Annotated in this window: 4 protein-coding genes; 1 reads left to right on the plus strand and 3 read right to left on the minus strand. The window is 45.6% G+C overall.

Features of this window, described 5'->3' with window-relative positions:
- Nucleotides 1-213: 213 nt before the first annotated feature.
- Entirely contained in the window at nucleotides 214-16,275 is a 16,062-nt protein-coding gene (locus ACE1OE_RS00125; RefSeq protein ID WP_449209674.1) for a type I secretion C-terminal target domain-containing protein, read from the minus strand.
- Nucleotides 16,276-16,580: 305 nt separating this feature from the next.
- On the opposite strand from ACE1OE_RS00125, the gene ylqF reads away from it, so the two are divergent.
- Nucleotides 16,581-17,519, plus strand: a complete 939-nt coding sequence (gene ylqF, locus ACE1OE_RS00130; protein ID WP_102469298.1) for a ribosome biogenesis GTPase YlqF — start codon at nucleotides 16,581-16,583, stop codon at nucleotides 17,517-17,519.
- Nucleotides 17,520-17,722: 203 nt separating this feature from the next.
- On the opposite strand, the gene ACE1OE_RS00135 is transcribed toward ylqF, so the two are convergent.
- Together ACE1OE_RS00135 and ACE1OE_RS00140 are read right to left on the minus strand one after the other, a co-directional pair.
- The gene (locus ACE1OE_RS00135) at nucleotides 17,723-18,601 is read right to left on the minus strand and encodes a HoxN/HupN/NixA family nickel/cobalt transporter (protein WP_449209675.1); all 879 of its coding nucleotides are present in this window, start codon (nucleotides 18,599-18,601) and stop codon (nucleotides 17,723-17,725) included.
- A gap of 112 nt (nucleotides 18,602-18,713) precedes the next feature.
- The gene (locus tag ACE1OE_RS00140; RefSeq protein WP_449209676.1) at nucleotides 18,714-19,352 is read right to left on the minus strand and encodes a DUF1007 family protein; all 639 of its coding nucleotides are present in this window, start codon (nucleotides 19,350-19,352) and stop codon (nucleotides 18,714-18,716) included.
- Between the last annotated feature and the right edge of the window lie 2 nt (nucleotides 19,353-19,354).

Genomic DNA, 19,354 nt, shown 5'->3' on the forward strand with positions numbered 1-19,354 from the left:
AACGTCAGTGCCTTGTGTACCCGTTAGGTTTTCATTGCGTGGCTTTTCACTCCGTCTAGAATCATTATTTTGATTACTATCACGCCGTTCACCGCCACTAAGATCGGTACCACTTGGCTCTGTATTACCTAACGTTTTGTTACTTAGCTCTGTACCACGTAGTTTGATATCACTGCTACCCACTAAAGCCATCCTTGCTATCTGGATTTTTCGTTATGTATTAATAATTAAGTTTTGGTCATCAATCATTTTTTGCAAGATATTTGCCTCAGAAACCCCTGTTGAATCACTGCCATAGATGTCATCTAAGCTGGTTGAGACCAACACAATTTTCTGAGTCACATTGGTCGTGTCAGGTTTAATGTTAATGACAACATCATCACCTTGCTGCTCTAAGTCAACAAAGGTATCCACTTCTGCTCCCGTTGATGCGCCAGATAATAAGCTTGATAAGTCAATCATGTCGGTATCTGCTGAGACATCAAAATCCATAATGGTATCTACCGCAGGGGTGGTACTGCTACCGACATCATCGACATTAAAGATGAACGTATCGCTGCCAAGCCCGCCAGTTAACGAATCATCGCCAGCTCCACCAACCAAGACATCACGACCTGAACTCGCAATCAAGGTGTCGTTGCCAGTTCCGCCGTCTAAATAATCCGCAAGTACCGTTCCACCGACGGTATTATCGCCAATATCAGATAAGTTAACCTGCAACGTTTGGGAAAGCCCGACTGCCGTTTCCCCATCTAAGCTTGCGGATGGCTCGAGTATGAGCTCAAAATCTTGTTCTCCAGAGTACCCCCCTATGATACTTAGCTCGGATACCTCATCGACATCAACGAGATAATCGTCACCATCGCGAGTACCATGGGATAAAACCAACCCATCTGGCACCCCACGTAACGTAAGCGTGCCGACCTCATCCGTTGCTGGATTGACCATCGACATATCTAAGCCCAGACCGATACTACCGGTCGCTTCGGCGCTAATAGAATGGTACAGAGAGGTTAGGATCGGTTCATCAGGCTCGGGGGCGATAATCAATGTCAACTGCTGTTCGTTGACCGCCCCAAGATCAGCGCTGTAATTACCTAAAACCGTGTTGGAGTCAAATGTTCGCAGCGAGATACTGACATCAAATTCGCCGAAGGCATCACCGGCATAGAGCTCAAAACTCGCTAAGCTGCTTGCCGAGATTAATAGTGTCGCCGCGGCATTGCCATTGGGTAACGAGACAAAGCGAGCAGTTTCAAAGCCAACCTTTATTTTATCAAGTCCGTCTAAAGCAGAAGCATCTGAGCTACTGTTAACCACAACCGTCAACTCAAGGAATTCGTCACTGTCTGTTTCTGTGCTCTCCGCATTGAGTTCAATGACAATGGCAGAATCTTCGGTACCCTCTAGCACCTCTGGCATGTCAAACACGCTAACCTCATCACCAACTGGCTTTACGCCCAATTTAAATTCGTTTCGCGTGAATCGAACGTCACCCGTTTCTAATTCTTGGGTAATGGCGGTTAGGGTCAATGGTATGTCACCGCTGTAATCAAGTGGCGGCAATATAAATGTTTGCGATAGCTGTTCTACGTCTAGTTGCCATTCATATGTCGGGTTGCCATTAAAGCTGCCACCATCAGGCCCATTATTAGGCATGACTTGATAAGCACTGCCATCGAAAAAGACAAGTACGGCCCCTTCTGGCACACCTTCTAAGCTTAATGACATGCTTTCAGAGCCATCTTGGTCTATCAATTGTGCGCTGAGGCTATCCAGAGGAATATAACTATCTTCATCACCAAGAACATCGGCGCTGACTAATTGAGCTGCGTCGACCACCGGAGCAATTGACACGGTTAAGGTCGAGGTTTTAGTTTGCGTATCATCTTCACCTGGTAAACACGTCACTGAGTCGGTGATACTGGCGGTTGCTGTTAAGGTAATATCGCCACTAAAGTTTTCTGGCGGAGTCAATACGACCTCAGCCAGTTTAGTCGCATCGTTAATGGTATAACTGCCATCACCATTATCCACTAACCAAGGTGTAATCCCTGGAGCAGAAAGGATCGCGCCATCACTAACGGTTATCTCCAGCGAATTAATCGTTTCTTGACCTGTGGCTGGATTACCTTCGCCGGTTATAGTTTGTCCGGCCTCAACACTGTCGCCAAGCAGTATCTCCAAGTTTAGGTCCGTCGAATTATCCTCATTAATGGTCGTCAAACTCGAAGATAAGACAAACTCATCAACCACTGGATGGATATCAATGTTAATAGTTTGCAGTGTCGTTTTAGACTCTCCACTGCAACCCGATGTTTCGGTAGTTTCTACGGTAAATTGCAAACACCCAGAAAAATCTTCATCTAACCCTACTACCTGTAAATGCGATAACCCTTCTTGACTGATTGAGTAACCAATGACTTCACCTGCGCTATCATATTCAACCAGTACACCGTCTCCTTGCAGCTCCACGCCTTCTGGTAAGGAATCTGCTGGAATATAGAACGAGACGCTATTATCTTCATCACTAGCAACATCAGGATTGAGCAGTCCTGAAAGATCGAGTACCTCTGTGCCTTCATCAAATATGATGTCGTCATTCGCTTCTATATCCCCTGGCTCACCGATGTCGGGACACTCGCCGCCACCTCCGTCTATACCAGTAATAAATATCTTAAAGCTTGTATCAATAAAACGAGCATCTTCTCCATCAACTACGCGCGCTCGCACCACTACATCACCTGGCTCAGTCATGTTGTCGTAGGAACGTATCGTCGTGCCATCGAGTAGACTGGCAAAATCCTTAATTGAGTCACTGGTTAGCTCACCTGCATCAATTATCCAGCTACCATCTGAGGTTTGTGAGGCGCCGTTAGGGTGTTCAACGATGAAGTCATAACCTTCAGGCAAAATGATCGTAAAGTAATCTAGGTACTCTGACCCATCGATGTCTTCATCAACAAAGTGCACCGCGCCAGACACATCGACCGGTGAACCGTCATCGCTTTCGTACACCGCTGCATTACTTATTAGCCGTGTATCGATCTCGACTTTGGCATCGACAATAACACTAATTTCTCCTGTAATTTCTTTTACTTGGGTCGCACCAAGCTCAGACGTATCCGTAACTTCATAGCGAACCGGGATATCAAAGCTGCCACTAAGATCTTCTGTGGCAACCACCGACAACCTGCCACTATTTAACAACTGTTCCAACGTCGGGGTTGTCGAGTCAAGTAATGTCTCTAGGTCTAACCCTCTCAAGGAGACATCAATGACACTACCATCAAAGTAAAGCGTTAACTCCTCTGGTAATGGGTCGATAATATAACCAGTGAGTACTTCGCTGCCATCTTGGTCTTGGTCAACCGACGGACTTAAGTTTAACGCAATCTGTCTGTCTTCAATGCCTTCAGTGCTCACTACCTGACCTTCTGACTGATCAACCACGGGCGTCAAATCAACCTGTACTTTATAGCTAAAGCGCGCACTGTCTCCATCAGGTTCAGTCGTTGTCACTAAGGCCTTAAATTCCACTCTGCCACTAAAATCTCCCTCTGTTTTTAAGTAAAGCTGAGAGAGTTCTTCGTTTGATAACTGATAAACTGGGCCAGTATTAGGATCTATTGAGGCAATGGTTAGGGTAATAGGGTTACCGTTGGAGTCCACCAAACGAACACCATCAGGTAGGTCGGTTAACAACACATTCAGCGCTTCAGATTGGTCGTCATCTGGCGAAACAAACATGAAGTCAAGCGGCACTAACTCATCTTCAGGAAATTCAGTCACTGTTTGAATAACATTATTGTCGCTATCAAAACTCCAATGACCGTTTCCGCCATCTTCTACTATGGGTTCATCGACTACGCCTTGCAGCGTAATATTGACCGTTTGAGTATCCGAGCGAGCGAACTCGTTGACGGGGTCTAAGCCATCTTGCGTCGACTCTCGTGAAACCGCCGTTACTTGAATCGACAAGCTTTGCGTGACACTACTGATATCTTCTTTCGGCACCAGTAACGCTAATGAACTATCAAGCGCGTCAGACTCTAACCAGTAAACATTCGGCTCTGGATTAGTGAAGCCCGTACCACTGAGGGTCCAACCGTCTTGAACCACTATTTCGTAATATAAAGTCTCGGAACCGTCGGTATCAGTTAATGTACCAATGAGCGCTTCTTTAAGATCAATGGCTTGATCTTCAAAGCCACGAATATCCTTGACGCTAAGCACTGGTGTATCAGCATCTGGTTTGACGTCGACAACTATGGTGTGGGTAATCGAGGCCGTTTCATCGCTTGGACTGAAGAAATCATTACCCGCCTCTGTTGCCACCGCTGTAATATCAAACTCAAAGACACCCGCTACATTCTCCGCCATTTGAATTTCCATAATAGCGAGTTGAGCTTGTGTATACTGAGCGCCTTCATCAATTGGGTTGCCGTTGAGTAATAAGCTGACACCGTCTGGAATATTGGCGAACGTGTAGGTAAGGGATTCGGAACCATCTTGGTCAAATAGACTTGCGTCAATATTCAACATCAAAGGCTCTGAGCTATCTTCCATAGACGCATACTCGAAGGTAGATTCATCCCAGTCGGGTAAATCTGCAACTGGCAGTACTGAGACATCTAGCTCTTGGCTAACCGTTTTATCATCACCGGAAGCGGTAGTGATAATTGCACTGATTGCGATTGAAGTCGTGCTGGTTGTATTGCTCTGGTTTAACGCTGGCAAGAATGTCAACGCACCGGCAGGCGTCACAAATCGACCATCTATTGTGACTAATTGATCGGATGGTATCGTCACCTTACCGTCAACAACCGACAGTGCAACACCACCTAACAACACGGTTCCGCCATTTAAGGACGCGGCGTCAATATCTACTTGTGATACTTGCTCATTTTGGTCTAAATCACCTAAAACAACATAAAACTCAATCAGAGTCGATTCGTCTTCGCGCGTTTCCGAATCAAAGACTCGAATAAAGCCCTCGGCGTCATCGAGGATCAATAAACCTTCACTATCGACCTCATCGCCATCGGCATCTCTAACAGTAAAAATAATGCTGTCACGCAAGACTGGGTCATTCGGATCGGTCTGCACGCTATCGTTTGTCTTGAGCGTATAGCTACCATCATTATTGACCGTAATTGAACCATAGTTCGTGCCGTCAAAGTCATTGGTGAGGTCTATTGTGTGAGAGGTAGTGGATTCGTCAAATTGGTATCGGGTACCTTCATACACAAAACTGGCTATCTCACCACCATCAGCACCGGCGACATTATCATCTAAAAACTGGCCTGAAAAATCATCACCTTCCGTTATCTCTATCTCTTTTGAAACAGACTCAGGGATTGCATCGGTGACGTTTACAATAACTTCATGCCCAACGGATTGGTCATCATCGGCATCAACAGCAGCGACGATAAACGACAGTTCGAGGTTGTTTTTCTCGGCACCATCGCTGTCTTCATGATCAAGTGGTTTGAAGAGGACAAACTTTACCTCCCCAAATTTATCACTCTGTGGATCTTCATCAATGCGGAGTTTAAAGACCTTCTTACCATTATCGTTATAGGCGAAATACCAGCCATCTGCATTTTTGTCATTGAGGGTGATATCACTGCCCCCTGAGGTGTATTTCAAGGCATCAAACGCCTCAGTATCAATCACATAATGAGAAAAATCATCAGACCCTTCAGTTAAGACTATAGTCGGCTTACTGTCTTGTTCTGCCGCAGACTGGTTATCGTCGAGCAGCCCATCTTCATCAACGTTAAGGTCTCCGACTACCTGGATCCTCGGTGTACGTCCATCTAAGATCTCAAGCGTTGATTCCACCACCTGCTTAGTACCGTCGGAATCAACAGTCATCACAGGTAGAGGCAACTGCAATACGGTGTCAGATGGCGTGCCAGGTGTGCCGTGGTCTACCTGGTCAAAAACCTCAGCCTTAAGTGTCACCGTGGTCGATTCAGACGGGGCTAAGCCAAAGTCCTCGGGCAATGATATTCTAAAAATCACGACGTTATCGGCGGTGATGCCATCAAAAGTTCCGTCACCATTATCGCGCCAACTAATTGATTCACCGCTTTTTGTCACCGCATTGCCAGAACTATCTAGTACCGTATCCCCGTTACTGACGTCCAATCCAAGGTAGGTAATGGCATCAAACGTGGATTCTATTGTTAACGTGCTTTCATCTTCACCATTGATTAGGCTCGGTGTGGTTATCGAACGTGGTAGTTCTGTCGTTGTTAAGACTTCGCTAGTGATTGTTCCTGACGTGCCATCGTCAATACCGATATTTAAAGTGAGTTGGTCACGATCGCCGTCTTGGTCTTTCACGGTAACAACAAACGGAATTGAAAACGGATCACTATTCTGGTCAACGGCTTTAAACAAAGAGAAACCGTAACCAATTTGGCCTTCTTCATACACCTCGGGTTGATCAAGGGCGATGATAAAAACGAGGCTGCCCTCATCGCCAAGTTCCCCGGTGTAACCCGTCACGATAGACCCACTTGGGTCGATCGTATATTTTACGATCTCTCCATTACTCGTCAGGCTAGGTTGGTGGCTCAGGTCAAAATACAACTGTGCATCAAGTGTTTGGTTAAACGCTAGGAAATCACTACCGAGATCTAGGGTAAAATGACCGTCAGCGATTACCGGACCATCAGCTAACCCGTCCTCAGATATCGAGATACTCGTTCCGGCTTGCAAATCAGGATCGGCGCCATCATTTAAATTAAAATCAAAACGTCCTAACTCAAGTGGCGTGCCATCTGAATCGACGCCAGATAGATACAATGGGAAGTTGAGCAAATCACTATCTAAAGTATGGTTAAGGGCTTGGCTCAACGTTAAGGAAAAACTTGCCATTAGGTTATTTGAAGAAGGCTCCGTAGAGATATTAAGTTCAATTCTAAAAATCTCTCCCACTCGCTCTGCGGTCGCGAGCAGTGTTTTTCCATCCTCGCTCAACTCGTAATTCAATTCGCTAGCAGGATCGCCAAACGTAATACCTTGTGCCGTGAGATCAACGATGGTTTGATCAGTAAAAACAATAGAGTCAGTATCAGGATTATCCGACCCTGCACTAACAATAACATTTCCTTCAATGACTTGCGGTCTATCTCCGATACTTGCTTCTACGTCGGTAACGCTTCCTGTACCAATAACCCCTGCTGCGCCGTCGAGAATATCTATCGTTGCAGTCCCTTCTCCAAAATCAAACCCGGAGTCTCCAGCAAGGTAGGTAAATGAAATACTTTGCGGAGAATTATGGTCAAGGTCCCTACTTGCGCTGAAATTCCAGTGCCCGTTGGCAAACACCGTCAATTGACCTTCTGGCAAGTCAAAAACAGCGGGTGAAGCGCCTGAGATGTCTTGTGACACACCATCAATTGTGACGGTATCAATTGTGAGTGCACCGTCTAGGTCAATGTCATTATTTAACACATTACCCGATGTCACTTCCCCCTCTGTTACCTCATATTGCTCATCGAAAATAACCGGCTCGGAATCTTTAATTGTCACCGCGAGATGACCTAATACGACCTCTGTTGAACCATCAGAATCATATTGGGTTCCTTTAATGATCAACGCTGATTGAATTGAATCTAAGTTAACCCCTTGATCTACTGCCTTAAAGAATTGAATCTGAACTAGGTCATCAATTAATTTTGCTTCGAAAACACTTTCTCCGTCTGAGCGGCGTGCAATGATCAACGAATCGGTGATCTCTAGCGACAGGCTTTGTCCTTCCGACGTAAGCTGCTCTGCAAGGGTTTGCTGATCATAGAAAGTGAAGTCTGCAAATTGAATTTGAACGTCTGAATCCTGAGTTTCTTCGCCAAATATCCCTACCACCGTCTCAGAGAAGCTCACTGATTCCGGCAGGATAATAGTGGGCATGTCATCGACTGCGCTGTTACCGGCAGCATCACTGACCGCTGCAGAAATCGTCCATTCCACGCTACTATCAAGGGCCGTTATATCGATATTGCTCACGACCCACCGGCCACTCGCGTCCACCCCAACTTGATAGATGATATCTTGAGTGCCATCGCTAATAGTCAGTGTGACGGGTAGCCCCTGCTCGACACCTTCTGTAATTCCCTGCATCTGAGTCAGATCACCGTTGCGAAAATCAAGAATGCTAAACCCATCAAGTGTATCGATATCAATTCTAGGCTTTTCAGTGTCGACTTCCGTACCCGTGTCCAAGGCTTCAGCTCTATTTCCAGCAACATCGGTAACTTCCGCAAACGCGACTAACGTACCGTCCCAAAACTCAGACGCGTCGATATTGTCGATTTGCCATGTCCCGCCCGATACTATGGTTTCTTTAATCACAAAAAAGTTGCGAGTTTGACTGGTGAGCGTGACTAGGATTGTTTGTCCATCTTCAACATTAGACACCGAACCAAACACCTTCACGGGGTTGAGTTCGTTTTCATTGAGGATACCATCACCACCATCATCGATATCGATGGTGATGCCGATTTGCGTATCTTTGATAATGGTGTCATTGGCTACAGCAGTGTTCCCGCCAACGTCTGTTGCCGTTGCCGTTACCGACAGTTCACCATCAATTAGTGTGGTGAGATCTTGGTTTTCGATACGATAGCTGCCATCAGCTTCTACCGCAGAAAGCAAGGTCACGCTATTGCCGGCCGTGTCTGCTATTAGTAATGCGACTTGCTGACCAGCTTCTATGTTCTTAGTGAAGCCATATAAGGTTTCATCTTGCGACTCATCCAAATTCAGATAGCCATCGCCAAAACCGTCGAAGCGAACAAGAATAAATGCCTTAGTATCTTTGACGATAGTGTCCGTCGCCGTAGTTTCGTTACCAGCAACGTCTGTCACTTCGGCAATTACATTTAATTCGCCGTCTTCTAGCGCACTTAAATCGTTATTCGCAACCTCAAATTTTCCGTCTGAAACGGTCGTTGATAGCTGTACCTGAGTCCCAATGGAATCTGTGATAGTGAGAATAACCACTTGTCCATCTTCAACGTTGTTGGTCTCACCGAAGACGCGCGAAGTTAACACCTCATCTTTATTGAGCTCGTCATCTCCATTACCATCAAAATCAACACTAATTGCGGCCAATGTGTCCTTAATAATGCTATCGGTCGAGGTAGCAGTGTTGCCGGCGATATCCTCTATTACTGCTTGAATAGTGAGCTCACCCTCGTCAAGCGAACTCAGATCGACAGATGCTATTTCGTACCGCCCTATTACATCTACCACCGCGGTATAGTCTATAGTGTTGCCGCTTAAATCAGTCACGGTCAACGAGACCGTTTGCCCCGCTTCAATATTTGTAGCCTGACCAAATAGTCGTACTGCCCCTATTTCAGCTGAATTTAGAAACTCATCACCATTGCCATCAAATTCAACGGTGACTGAAGCGAGGGTATCTTTAACAATCGTATCTGAAGCTGTCGCGCTATTACCGGCGCGGTCTGTTGCCGTTGCGGTAACGGTTAGCTGCCCTTCAGCTAAGAAAGAGAGATCGACATCAACCAAGTTAAACGAACCATTTAGATTCACCGTTGTGGTGAAATCAAGACTCAACCCATTACTATCTTCGACCGTTAGATCAACCGACTGGCCCGGCTCAATATTTTTGACACGCCCATGAATTAATTCTTGAGTCACCTCAGCTGAATTTAAATATTCATCGCCAAAACCATCAAATGTGACAAAGATTTCCGCGCTCGTATCTTTTAAAATGACATCTTTTGATGTTGTCGGGTTACCCGCGATATCAACGGTCTCAGCGACGACGGTCAACACGCCATCTTCTAAACTCGAAAGATCGGCATTTAAAACCTCATAGCTGCCATCGGCTAATACTGATGTGTTAAATAGTAACGTACTGCCCGATGTGTCTGATACTGTAAGTGTTACGTTTTGTCCGGTTTCTACGTTCTCAACTTCGCCGTAAAGTCGCTCACCCGAAACCTCGTCAATCGATAGTTCCTCGTCACCAAAACCATCAAAGCTAACGCCTATTGTCGCCGTCGTATCTTTGACAATGTCATTACTTGCGCTTACCTGATTTCCTGCGATATCGGATACGGTGGCATTGACGACTAAAGCCCCATCCGCGAGGCTGGTTATATCTTGGTCGAGCAACTCAAAGGTTCCGTCTCCCTGTACCGTGGTTTCAACCTCAATTGAAGTGCCATTGATATCGGTAATCACCAGGTTAACTACTTGGCCCGATTCCACATTAGAAACCTGTCCAAACAGGCGAACAGAGTTGGATTCGGAATCGTTGATGTAACGATCGCCCTGACCATCAAAGTCGACAGCAATCTGCGCTAATGTATCTTTGACAATAATATTGTCTGCTAAAGCAATATTTCCTGCCGTATCTAGTACTTGCGCCTGTACCGTCAAATCACCATCTTGAAGGGACGATATATCCTCTCCAGTGATTTCATATGAACCGTCGGCTTGCACAATCGCAGACAAGATTAATGTCACGCCAGCTGAATCAGTAACGGTCAGTTTAATGCTCTGGCCTGATTCGACATCTTGTGTTTGACCAAATATCCTGGCCGCAGTTGATTCCTGTGCGTTAATAAAGGTGTCACCTTCACCATCAAATTCAACCGTAATGCTCGCCATCGTATCTTTAACAATGTAATCCGTTGCTTGGGCTGGGTTGCCAGCGATATCTTTCGTAGCCGCAACGACACTTAACATCCCATCTTGCAAAGAAGAAAGATCCACATTGAACAATGCAAAGGAACCCGATGCCCCGACCGTACTAGTGAAATCAACAGAGTTACCGACACTGTCGGTAACGGTGACAAGAATTGATTGCCCAACTTCAACGTTACTCGTAGAACCATAAATCAGCTCAGAATCCACCTCACTCGCATTTAAATAGTTATCGCCATATCCTTCAAAATTCACTGAAATCTTGGCTTGCGTATCCTTTACAATAGTATTGCTATTAGTCGTTTGGTTCCCGGCGATATCAACAACTGACGCCTCTACCGACAAGTCTCCGTCGACGAGCGCCGATAAGTCATTGTCTTCAATCGTGAAGTGGCCATCAGCCTGTACCGTTGCAACTGCCTCTATTTGCGTACCTGCACTATCAGTCACAACAACATCTACATGTTGACCGGGCTCTACGTTAGTAACTTGTCCAAATATTGTTGCGCTTTGACTTTCCATCGCATTGAGCAAAGCGTCACCCTCACCATCAAATTCAACAGTAATCGATGCGAGGGTATCTTTGATTATTGTATCTGAAGCCATTGCGGTATTACCGGCGACATCACTCACGTTTGCAATGACAGTGAGTTCGCCTTCAGCAAGCGACGAAAAATCTTGGTCGTTAACCGTAAAACTACCATTTGATTCAACAACCGATGTGAAACTTAACGAAAGGCCATTCTTGTCTATAACCTGAATAGAGACGGTTTGACCCGCTTCAATGTTTTTCGTTAGACCGAAAATAGTATCCGCGGGTACTTCTTCGGCGTTAAGATAATTGTCCCCACCACCATCGAATCGAACCAAAATAAACGCGCGTGTATCTTTTACAATAGAGTCGCTAGAGCTTGCCGGATTACCGGCAATATCTGTGGTTGTGGCATCAACCGTTAATAGCCCTTCGTTAAACCCAGAAAAGTCTAGGTCATTGAGCTCATAGCTTCCATCACTAGCGATCGTTGTGGTGAAAACCAACTCATTTCCATCATTATCCGACACGACAAGATTTATGGCTTGCCCTGCTTCTATATTAGTGGTTTGCCCGAATAGACGTGCAGCGCCGACTTCAACCTTGCTCAGCTCTTCATCACCAAAACCATCAAATGAAACGACAATTGACGCTTTCGTGTCTTTAACTATCTGGTCACTGCTATTGCTTTCATTACCCGCAATATCTGACACATTTGCCTCAACCTTCAGCACACCATCGACAAGGTTGGTAAGGTCGAGATCTGAAACAGTGTAGCCACCATCACTCTCAACAATAGCGCTCGTGCTTAAAGAACGACCGGCGATATCCGTCACCACAATCGTCACTGTTTGACCGGCTTCGACATTTTGGGTCAAACCCGAGATGGTTGCGGCAAGGCTTTCTGTCGCATTTAGGTACTCATCACCTTGCCCATCGATAGACACGTTAATATCAGCAAGTGTGTCTTTAACGATCGAATCGCTCCACGTCGCCGGATTGCCAGCAAGGTCGACCGTATTCGCATTTATTGATAATGCCCCCTCAGCGAGATTTGATAGGTCCAAATCAGAGATAGCAAACGCCCCTGATTCGGTCACCGATGTTGTTAGCGTAATCGTGCTGCCTTCACTGTCCTCGATTTGCAAGGTAACAAGCTGACCAGCTTCAATGTTCTTTGTCAGACCGATAATCGTTTCTTGTTCTACTTCACTGGCGTTTAAATAACCATCGCCGAAACCAACGAATTGAACCACGATAAACGCTTTAGTATCTTTCAAGATGGTATCGTCATTCGTCGTCGTGTTGCCTGCGATATCCGTCACAATAGCTTCTACGACAAGATCGCCATCCTTTAACATCGACAAATCCACACCAGTGGCCTCAAAAGAACCATCGGCGGCAACCGCGACGTTAACAATAACGGTTGAACTGTCGGTATCCGTTATCGACAACTTGACTATTTGTCCTGCTTCAACGTTCTCCACTTGCCCGAAGATTCTTGAAGTCTCAACTTCAAACTTACTGAGCTCCTCATCACCAAAACCATCGAACTGAACGGTAATTTGCGCTTTAGTATCTTTAACAATAATGTCTTGCGATTGAGATACGTTACCAGCTATATCCGTGACCGAGGCTACCACGGTTAAAGAACCGTCCTCCAGCGAGGAGAAATCGATACCCTCTATTCGGTAGCTGCCATCAGCCAAGGTATTGGTCGTCTGTTCTACACGGTTACCGACACTATCGGTAATCACCAACGACACCGCTTGACCCGCTTCAACGAACTGAGTGCCGCCGAATAATGTCGTGTTAGCAACTTCTGCCAAATTTAAATAGTCATCTCCATTACCGTCAAACGCGACTGACACCGCCGCTTGGGTATCTTTAATAATGGTATCCGTGTTAGTTGCGATATTGCCAGCGAGATCCGAACTTGTTGCTTTCACGGTTAACATGCCTTCTGACAAACCGCTAAGATCGATATCGGACACTGAGAAAGTGCCTAATTGACCGACGACCGTGTTAATCGTCACTGTATTATTAAGAACATCTGACACCACTAAGGTAATCGGTTGATTAGGTTCGATATTTTTAACGATACCCCAGATATTCTCCGCAGGGGCTTCTTGCGCATTGAGGTAGTCATCGCCAAACCCGTTCAAATGAACAAAAATAGCCGCCTGCGTATCCTTAACGATGTCATCATCGGCAGTCGCGTTGTTTCCCGCTACGTCATTGACTGTCGCAACCACGGCTAGTTCACCATCAGACAACGATGACAAATCGGCGTTATTTACTGTATAAGAACCATCATTTTCCACTGTTGTTTGCAGAGTGATCGTTTGCCCGGCTTCATCACTCACAACCAATGTCACTACTTGGCCAGACTCAATATTTGATGTCTGACCATAAATACGCGTCTGGCTGATTTCATCAGTACTAAGTTCTTCATCACCCTCGCCATCGAACAACACATCAATTTGGGCAAGGGTATCCTTAACGATTGAGTTTTGATTACTTGTTTCGTTACCGGCGATGTCACTCACAGAGGCGACAATGTTCAACGTGCCATCAGCCAACGTCGCAAGATCTTGTCCATCTAGCTCATAGCTACCATCGGCAGTCACACTTGCATAAAGTGTCACTGAGTCACCGTTTACATCCGATACAATGAGTGTCACTACCTGGTTTGTTTCAATATCCGTCGTTTGCCCAAACAAACGAACACTCGAAATTTCCGCCAAATTAATAAAACCGTCGCCTTCTCCATCAAATGCGACATCGATCGTAGCTTGTGTATCTTTAATTATCTCGTTGCTAGCACTTGCAGTATTACCTGCCACATCAGCCACATCAGCCTGGACACTGAGTGGCCCATCAGCTAACCCTGTTAAGTCAACAATCAGCTCAAAGCTGCCGTCTGGTTGAGTATTCACGACATAAGATTGCTGAAGACCTTCTTGGTCGCTAACAACTAAGGTGACACTTTGACCAAAATCTATATTCTGTGTTTGCCCGTATAATCGCGTGCTAGGCACCTCAATGCCATTAATAAAGCGATCGCCTATGCCATCAAAGTCCACATCAATATGAGCAAGTGTATCTTTGATTATTGTGTCCGTATTGGTAGCGACATTTCCTGCAAGGTCTGAACTCGTCGCAGTAACATGAAGCGTGCCCTCTGCTAACGATGATAGATCCTCGTCAGCGACAGAAAACGTGCCGTTGGCTGTTACGCTTGTTGTTAAGGTAATGGATACACCCAAGCTATCGGTGATGGTGAGTGAGACAGGTTGACCAACTTCTATATTTTTGACTAAGCCGAAGATAGACTCGGTTGTGACTTCTTCACTATTGAGGTAGTTATCTCCACCGCCATCAAAACGCACCAGTATTGCTGCTTGAGTATCTTTAAGAATTGTGTCTTGTGACGTCGCGGTATTCCCAGCGATATCCGTAACACTCGCCGCCACAGTAAGCTCACCATCAGACAATGAGCTAAGATCAACATCAAGCAATTCATATTCGCCGTTTTCATTGACCGTAGTTCTGAAGGTTAGGCTTTGACCGGTACTATCGGAGACGGTAAGCACGACTTCTTGACCGCTTTCTACATTCATCACCTGGCCAAATAAACGTTCGCTGCCTACCTCATTCAAGCTAAGTTCTTCGTCACCAAAGCCGTCAAATTGCACCGAAATAGTCGCTTGAGTGTCTTTAATAATAGAATCTTCGGCAATCGCGACGTTACCCGCTTGATCAAGTACGATGGCCTCAACCGACAAGATGCCATCTTGTAACGACGACACATCGTTGCCTGTTATGTCATAAGTACCGTCACTCAAAACGACCGTCTCGAAGGTCATTGTGACGCCATGTTCATCCTTGACAATTAATGTGACCGTTTGCCCGACTTCAACATTGAGTACCTGCCCATAAAAATGCGCGGCATCGCTTTCAACTGCGTTGATATAAGTATCGCCAAAGCCATCAAACTCGACCGTAATAGACGCTTGTGTGTCCTTGATAATGGTATCGGATGCGGTTGCCGGGTTGCCCGCGAGGTCAATGGTAGTCGCCACTATCGTCAGTTCACCATCTTGCAACGAAGAAATATCCTCTTCTCGGATAACATAAAACCCAAGCAAGCCGACATTGGCGGTTATCTGTACACTATTACCAGAGGTATCCGTGATCAACAGTTCAATATTCTGGCCACGCTCGACATTAACAGCGACGCCGTATATACGCTCTTCTGAAGATTCAGTCGCATTTATATACCCGTCCCCAAATCCATCGAAGCGCAAAATAGTGAAAGCCTTGGTATCTTTTATCGATGAATCTTCAGCGGAGATTGAGTTTCCAAAATCGTCGGATATGACCCCTGTAACAACTAAACTGCCTTCATTGAGGCCGTTTAGATCCACATTGTTCACAACGTAAGCATTGTTGATGACCTCCGCTGAGACTAGAACAGTATTGCCAGCATCATCAGTAATCGTGACATTAACAATACGCCCATCTCTCACATCACTTGTAGTACCAGATATCGTGACGGCGGGAATTTCAAACTGATTAAGATAGCCGCTACTATACACCTCGTCTTGGATGACAATAGAAAGGGTCGCCGATTGTGAAAGGGTATCAAATGACTCACCCTCTGAACGCGCGCGTTCATTTGAATCACCTATTGCGCTAGGACGCGTATCAAACCCAGCTCGAGCAATGGTTTCATCTAACGTGGCTTGCAGAGCAATAGCAAAACCACCGCTTCCATTGATGTTGGATGTAGACGAACTGTCTACTTGCCCCTGAGCATCGGCTATGTCATTGGACAAGTCATTTAGTGTTTCTTGCAGTTCAAGCTCAAGCGCTTTTGTTTGCTCAGGTGATAACTCTTTCACCTCACCAAGCTCTTCTATACTCTGTGTCACCACCTGAACGCCACTCAATAACACCTCGTTAGGTGCTACCTTTGCCCACGTCCCATCGGCAAACACTTTCCATGTTAAGTCGCCCGCTTGGACATACAATACCGGCACCATACCGCCACTCCAACACTTAGAATCCGTTAAGTTATGCATTAATATTAGTATTAGTTCTGCTATGTGCATGCTCAACCGATTAAATTTCATCGTTTTTTGCACTTTTTTGAAGTAAGCCAAATTTCACTAAAATGAAGGGATCTATCAGGCACCGTTTAAAAGCCATCGATACATTTTTTTAGGGCAAACCCATCGCCGCGTGGACAGCCTTTACATTATTTACCAAAAAGAAAAACATCCGATGCTTTACTATCTCCGTCAACCTCCTACAATGTGCACAAATTTAAAAATTGAGGTTTTCATTCATGTCCATTCAATGGTTTCCGGGCCACATGCACAAGGCACTTAAAGAGATTGAGGAAGTTATTCCGCAAGTCGATGTCATTATCGAAGTCCTTGATGCTCGAATTCCTTTTAGTAGTGAGAACCCAACGATAGCGACGTTACGAGGCGATAAGCCCGTCGTTAAAGTGCTAAACAAGCGTGATTTGGCTGATCCTGAAAAAACGGAATTGTGGATCAACCACCTTGAAAAAGAACAAGGCGTAAAAGCGATCGCTATTACCACTAGCAACCCACACGAAGTGCAGCAAATCTTGGACCTGTGCCGAAAACTGGCGCCTAATCGCGAAAGCATTGGCAAGAATATACGCACCATGATTATGGGAATTCCGAACGTGGGTAAATCGACCATCATCAATAGCCTTGCGGGTCGAACTATCGCAGTAACGGGTAACCAACCAGCAGTAACACGCCGCCAGCAACGAATTAACCTCCAGAATGGTGTCGTCTTGTCTGATACTCCTGGTGTACTTTGGCCAAAAGTAGAGAACCCGCACAGTGGTTTTCGCCTTGCCGCTACGGGCGCGGTAAAAGATACGGCCATGGAATACGACGAAGTGGCGTTTTATACAGTTGAATATCTTGCTCAGTACTACGCGGAGCGCTTAAAAGACCGCTATCAAATCGAAGAAGATCTTCCAGAATCTGATCTAGAACTGATGGAGCTTATCGGTAAAAAGCGCGGCGCATTGCAGTCGGGTGGTCGCGTTAACCTTCACAAAGCCTCAGAGATATTACTCCACGAATTACGCAGCGGCACATTAGGGCAGATTACTTTGGAACTTCCAGAGATGATTACTAAAGAGCTCGTGGAAGTTGAGATTGAAGAAGCGAGAAAAACCGAAGCCAAAATTAAGAAAAAAGAAGAACGTCGTAAGCGTTACCTAAAGAACAAACGCTAGCGAGCTCTATGGGCACCTTGAATTCACACAAAACGCTCCTGCAATAGGAGCGTTTTTTTATTACTAGGCCACGGCAATATCTCTATTGCTCGAGTTTCTAAAAACCTAAATGGTACAGATTGATGAGTAGGCACATAACCTGTTTACCTACGTTGCCTTCTGGTTACCTACAATATCGATAGTTGTCCAGTACAGATATTTAATTACAATACAGGTGACATTGTCACCGTACCGCTCATGAATAAACCCCACCCCAGCAAGATGTAAAATGTACTGATGCACAGTGGTCTTATCTGTCGCCATAATAGTACGCCCTTTGGCTCAACCGCGTTCACTGGGCTTTTACTGGAAAGTCGTCTATCCAAGCTATATCCAGCCAATGACACGAGCAAGAGAGACAAAAAGCTACCGATAAAACTCGCCACTAATAATTGGGTCGCCACCGTTCGATCAAACCACAATGCACTGTACAGAAAAATCAAGCTCGTACTCAAACACGGCCTAAGTGCAATAACGCCCATAACAGCATAGGAGGACAAAGCATGCGATTTCAACGTCGATGGTAGCAACCTAGACCATCGTGTCTTCGTCGATAAGTTCACCACAGGCACCCCGCACGGTTTTAAATTCGCTCTACTTGAATCATGCGTATTGCGTGCAATGTAGGTTCTTAGTACGTCGCCTTTTTTTAGCAACCATGACATCAACCCTAACGCTCCCAGTATTGCCATGGCCGCACCGACTATTTGATTTAATCCACCAACTAAAGTGATGGTATCTTTGAATCCCAAAGCTAAGACCCATTGAATAACGGTCACGACCAGGTAGGTGCTAACACCCTGAATTAGGTTTATCAACAAGGCTAATAACACTACCTTAGCGAGCGTTGGCCGAGTATCACGCATCGCGATAAACAAGACTGACTTACCATGCCCAGGCCCTAATGAATGCACAAATCCGTAGGCAAAGACTCCAAAACCTATCAGCCAAAAATTAACACTTAATTGGTTATCAGGGTCATCAACATGGTCTAGCCCTTCCAGCATAGTTTCTAGAAGGTCACGCTGGAATGACTGAAACATCCAACGCACCATCCACCAGTTTTCATGTATCCACCATAGCGAACACAAAAGCCCAACACTGAACAAAACAACAAACGCTACCCTAGACGCAACCTGCACCTTACACACTCTACTATCCACACCCTATACTCACCGTCTGGCTAAAATGCTGACCAAGCTCTGAGTCTTCAACGCTATCTCTCTCCAGCGACATCGCGTATTGCTGGATAGCCTGTGACGGTTCGGGTTGCTGTAATGCAACTCGGCAAGATGCCGATAATGCGGGGTCGATAATAATCGCCTGTTTAGATTTCCATGTAATATCGATAAAGTAAGTATTATCGTACGTTTGAATATCTAGGCGCTGATTTGATACATCAATTGACTTTGATAGCGGCAAAATAAAGGTGAGCACCATACGTCTTCCCTGCTTAGTCAGCGAATAAACCGAAGGGATGCGAAATTTTAAAGGCTGACCATCAACATAAAGGTAAGTAAAGTAATGGGTATTGAGAAGATTAGACATCAAGCGTTGAGCTTCCAATTGTGACTTTACCTCATCACTAAAAATCGAAAAATCCCCATCGAGGGCATAAGCACTAGTAAAGGGATCAAATACCCACTCCATTTCTAAGCTATCTATTTGCGTTGCCTCCCCTTGTAACGTCAAGGTGTTACCAATCCAAGAATGTGGATGCGCCTGAGACGGCATAGGAAGTAGTAATATAGATAGCAGTAAGGCCGCTGTTAGTAGCATTATCAAAGGTTGCATCG

The organism is Vibrio sp. E150_011 (assembly GCF_053544015.1).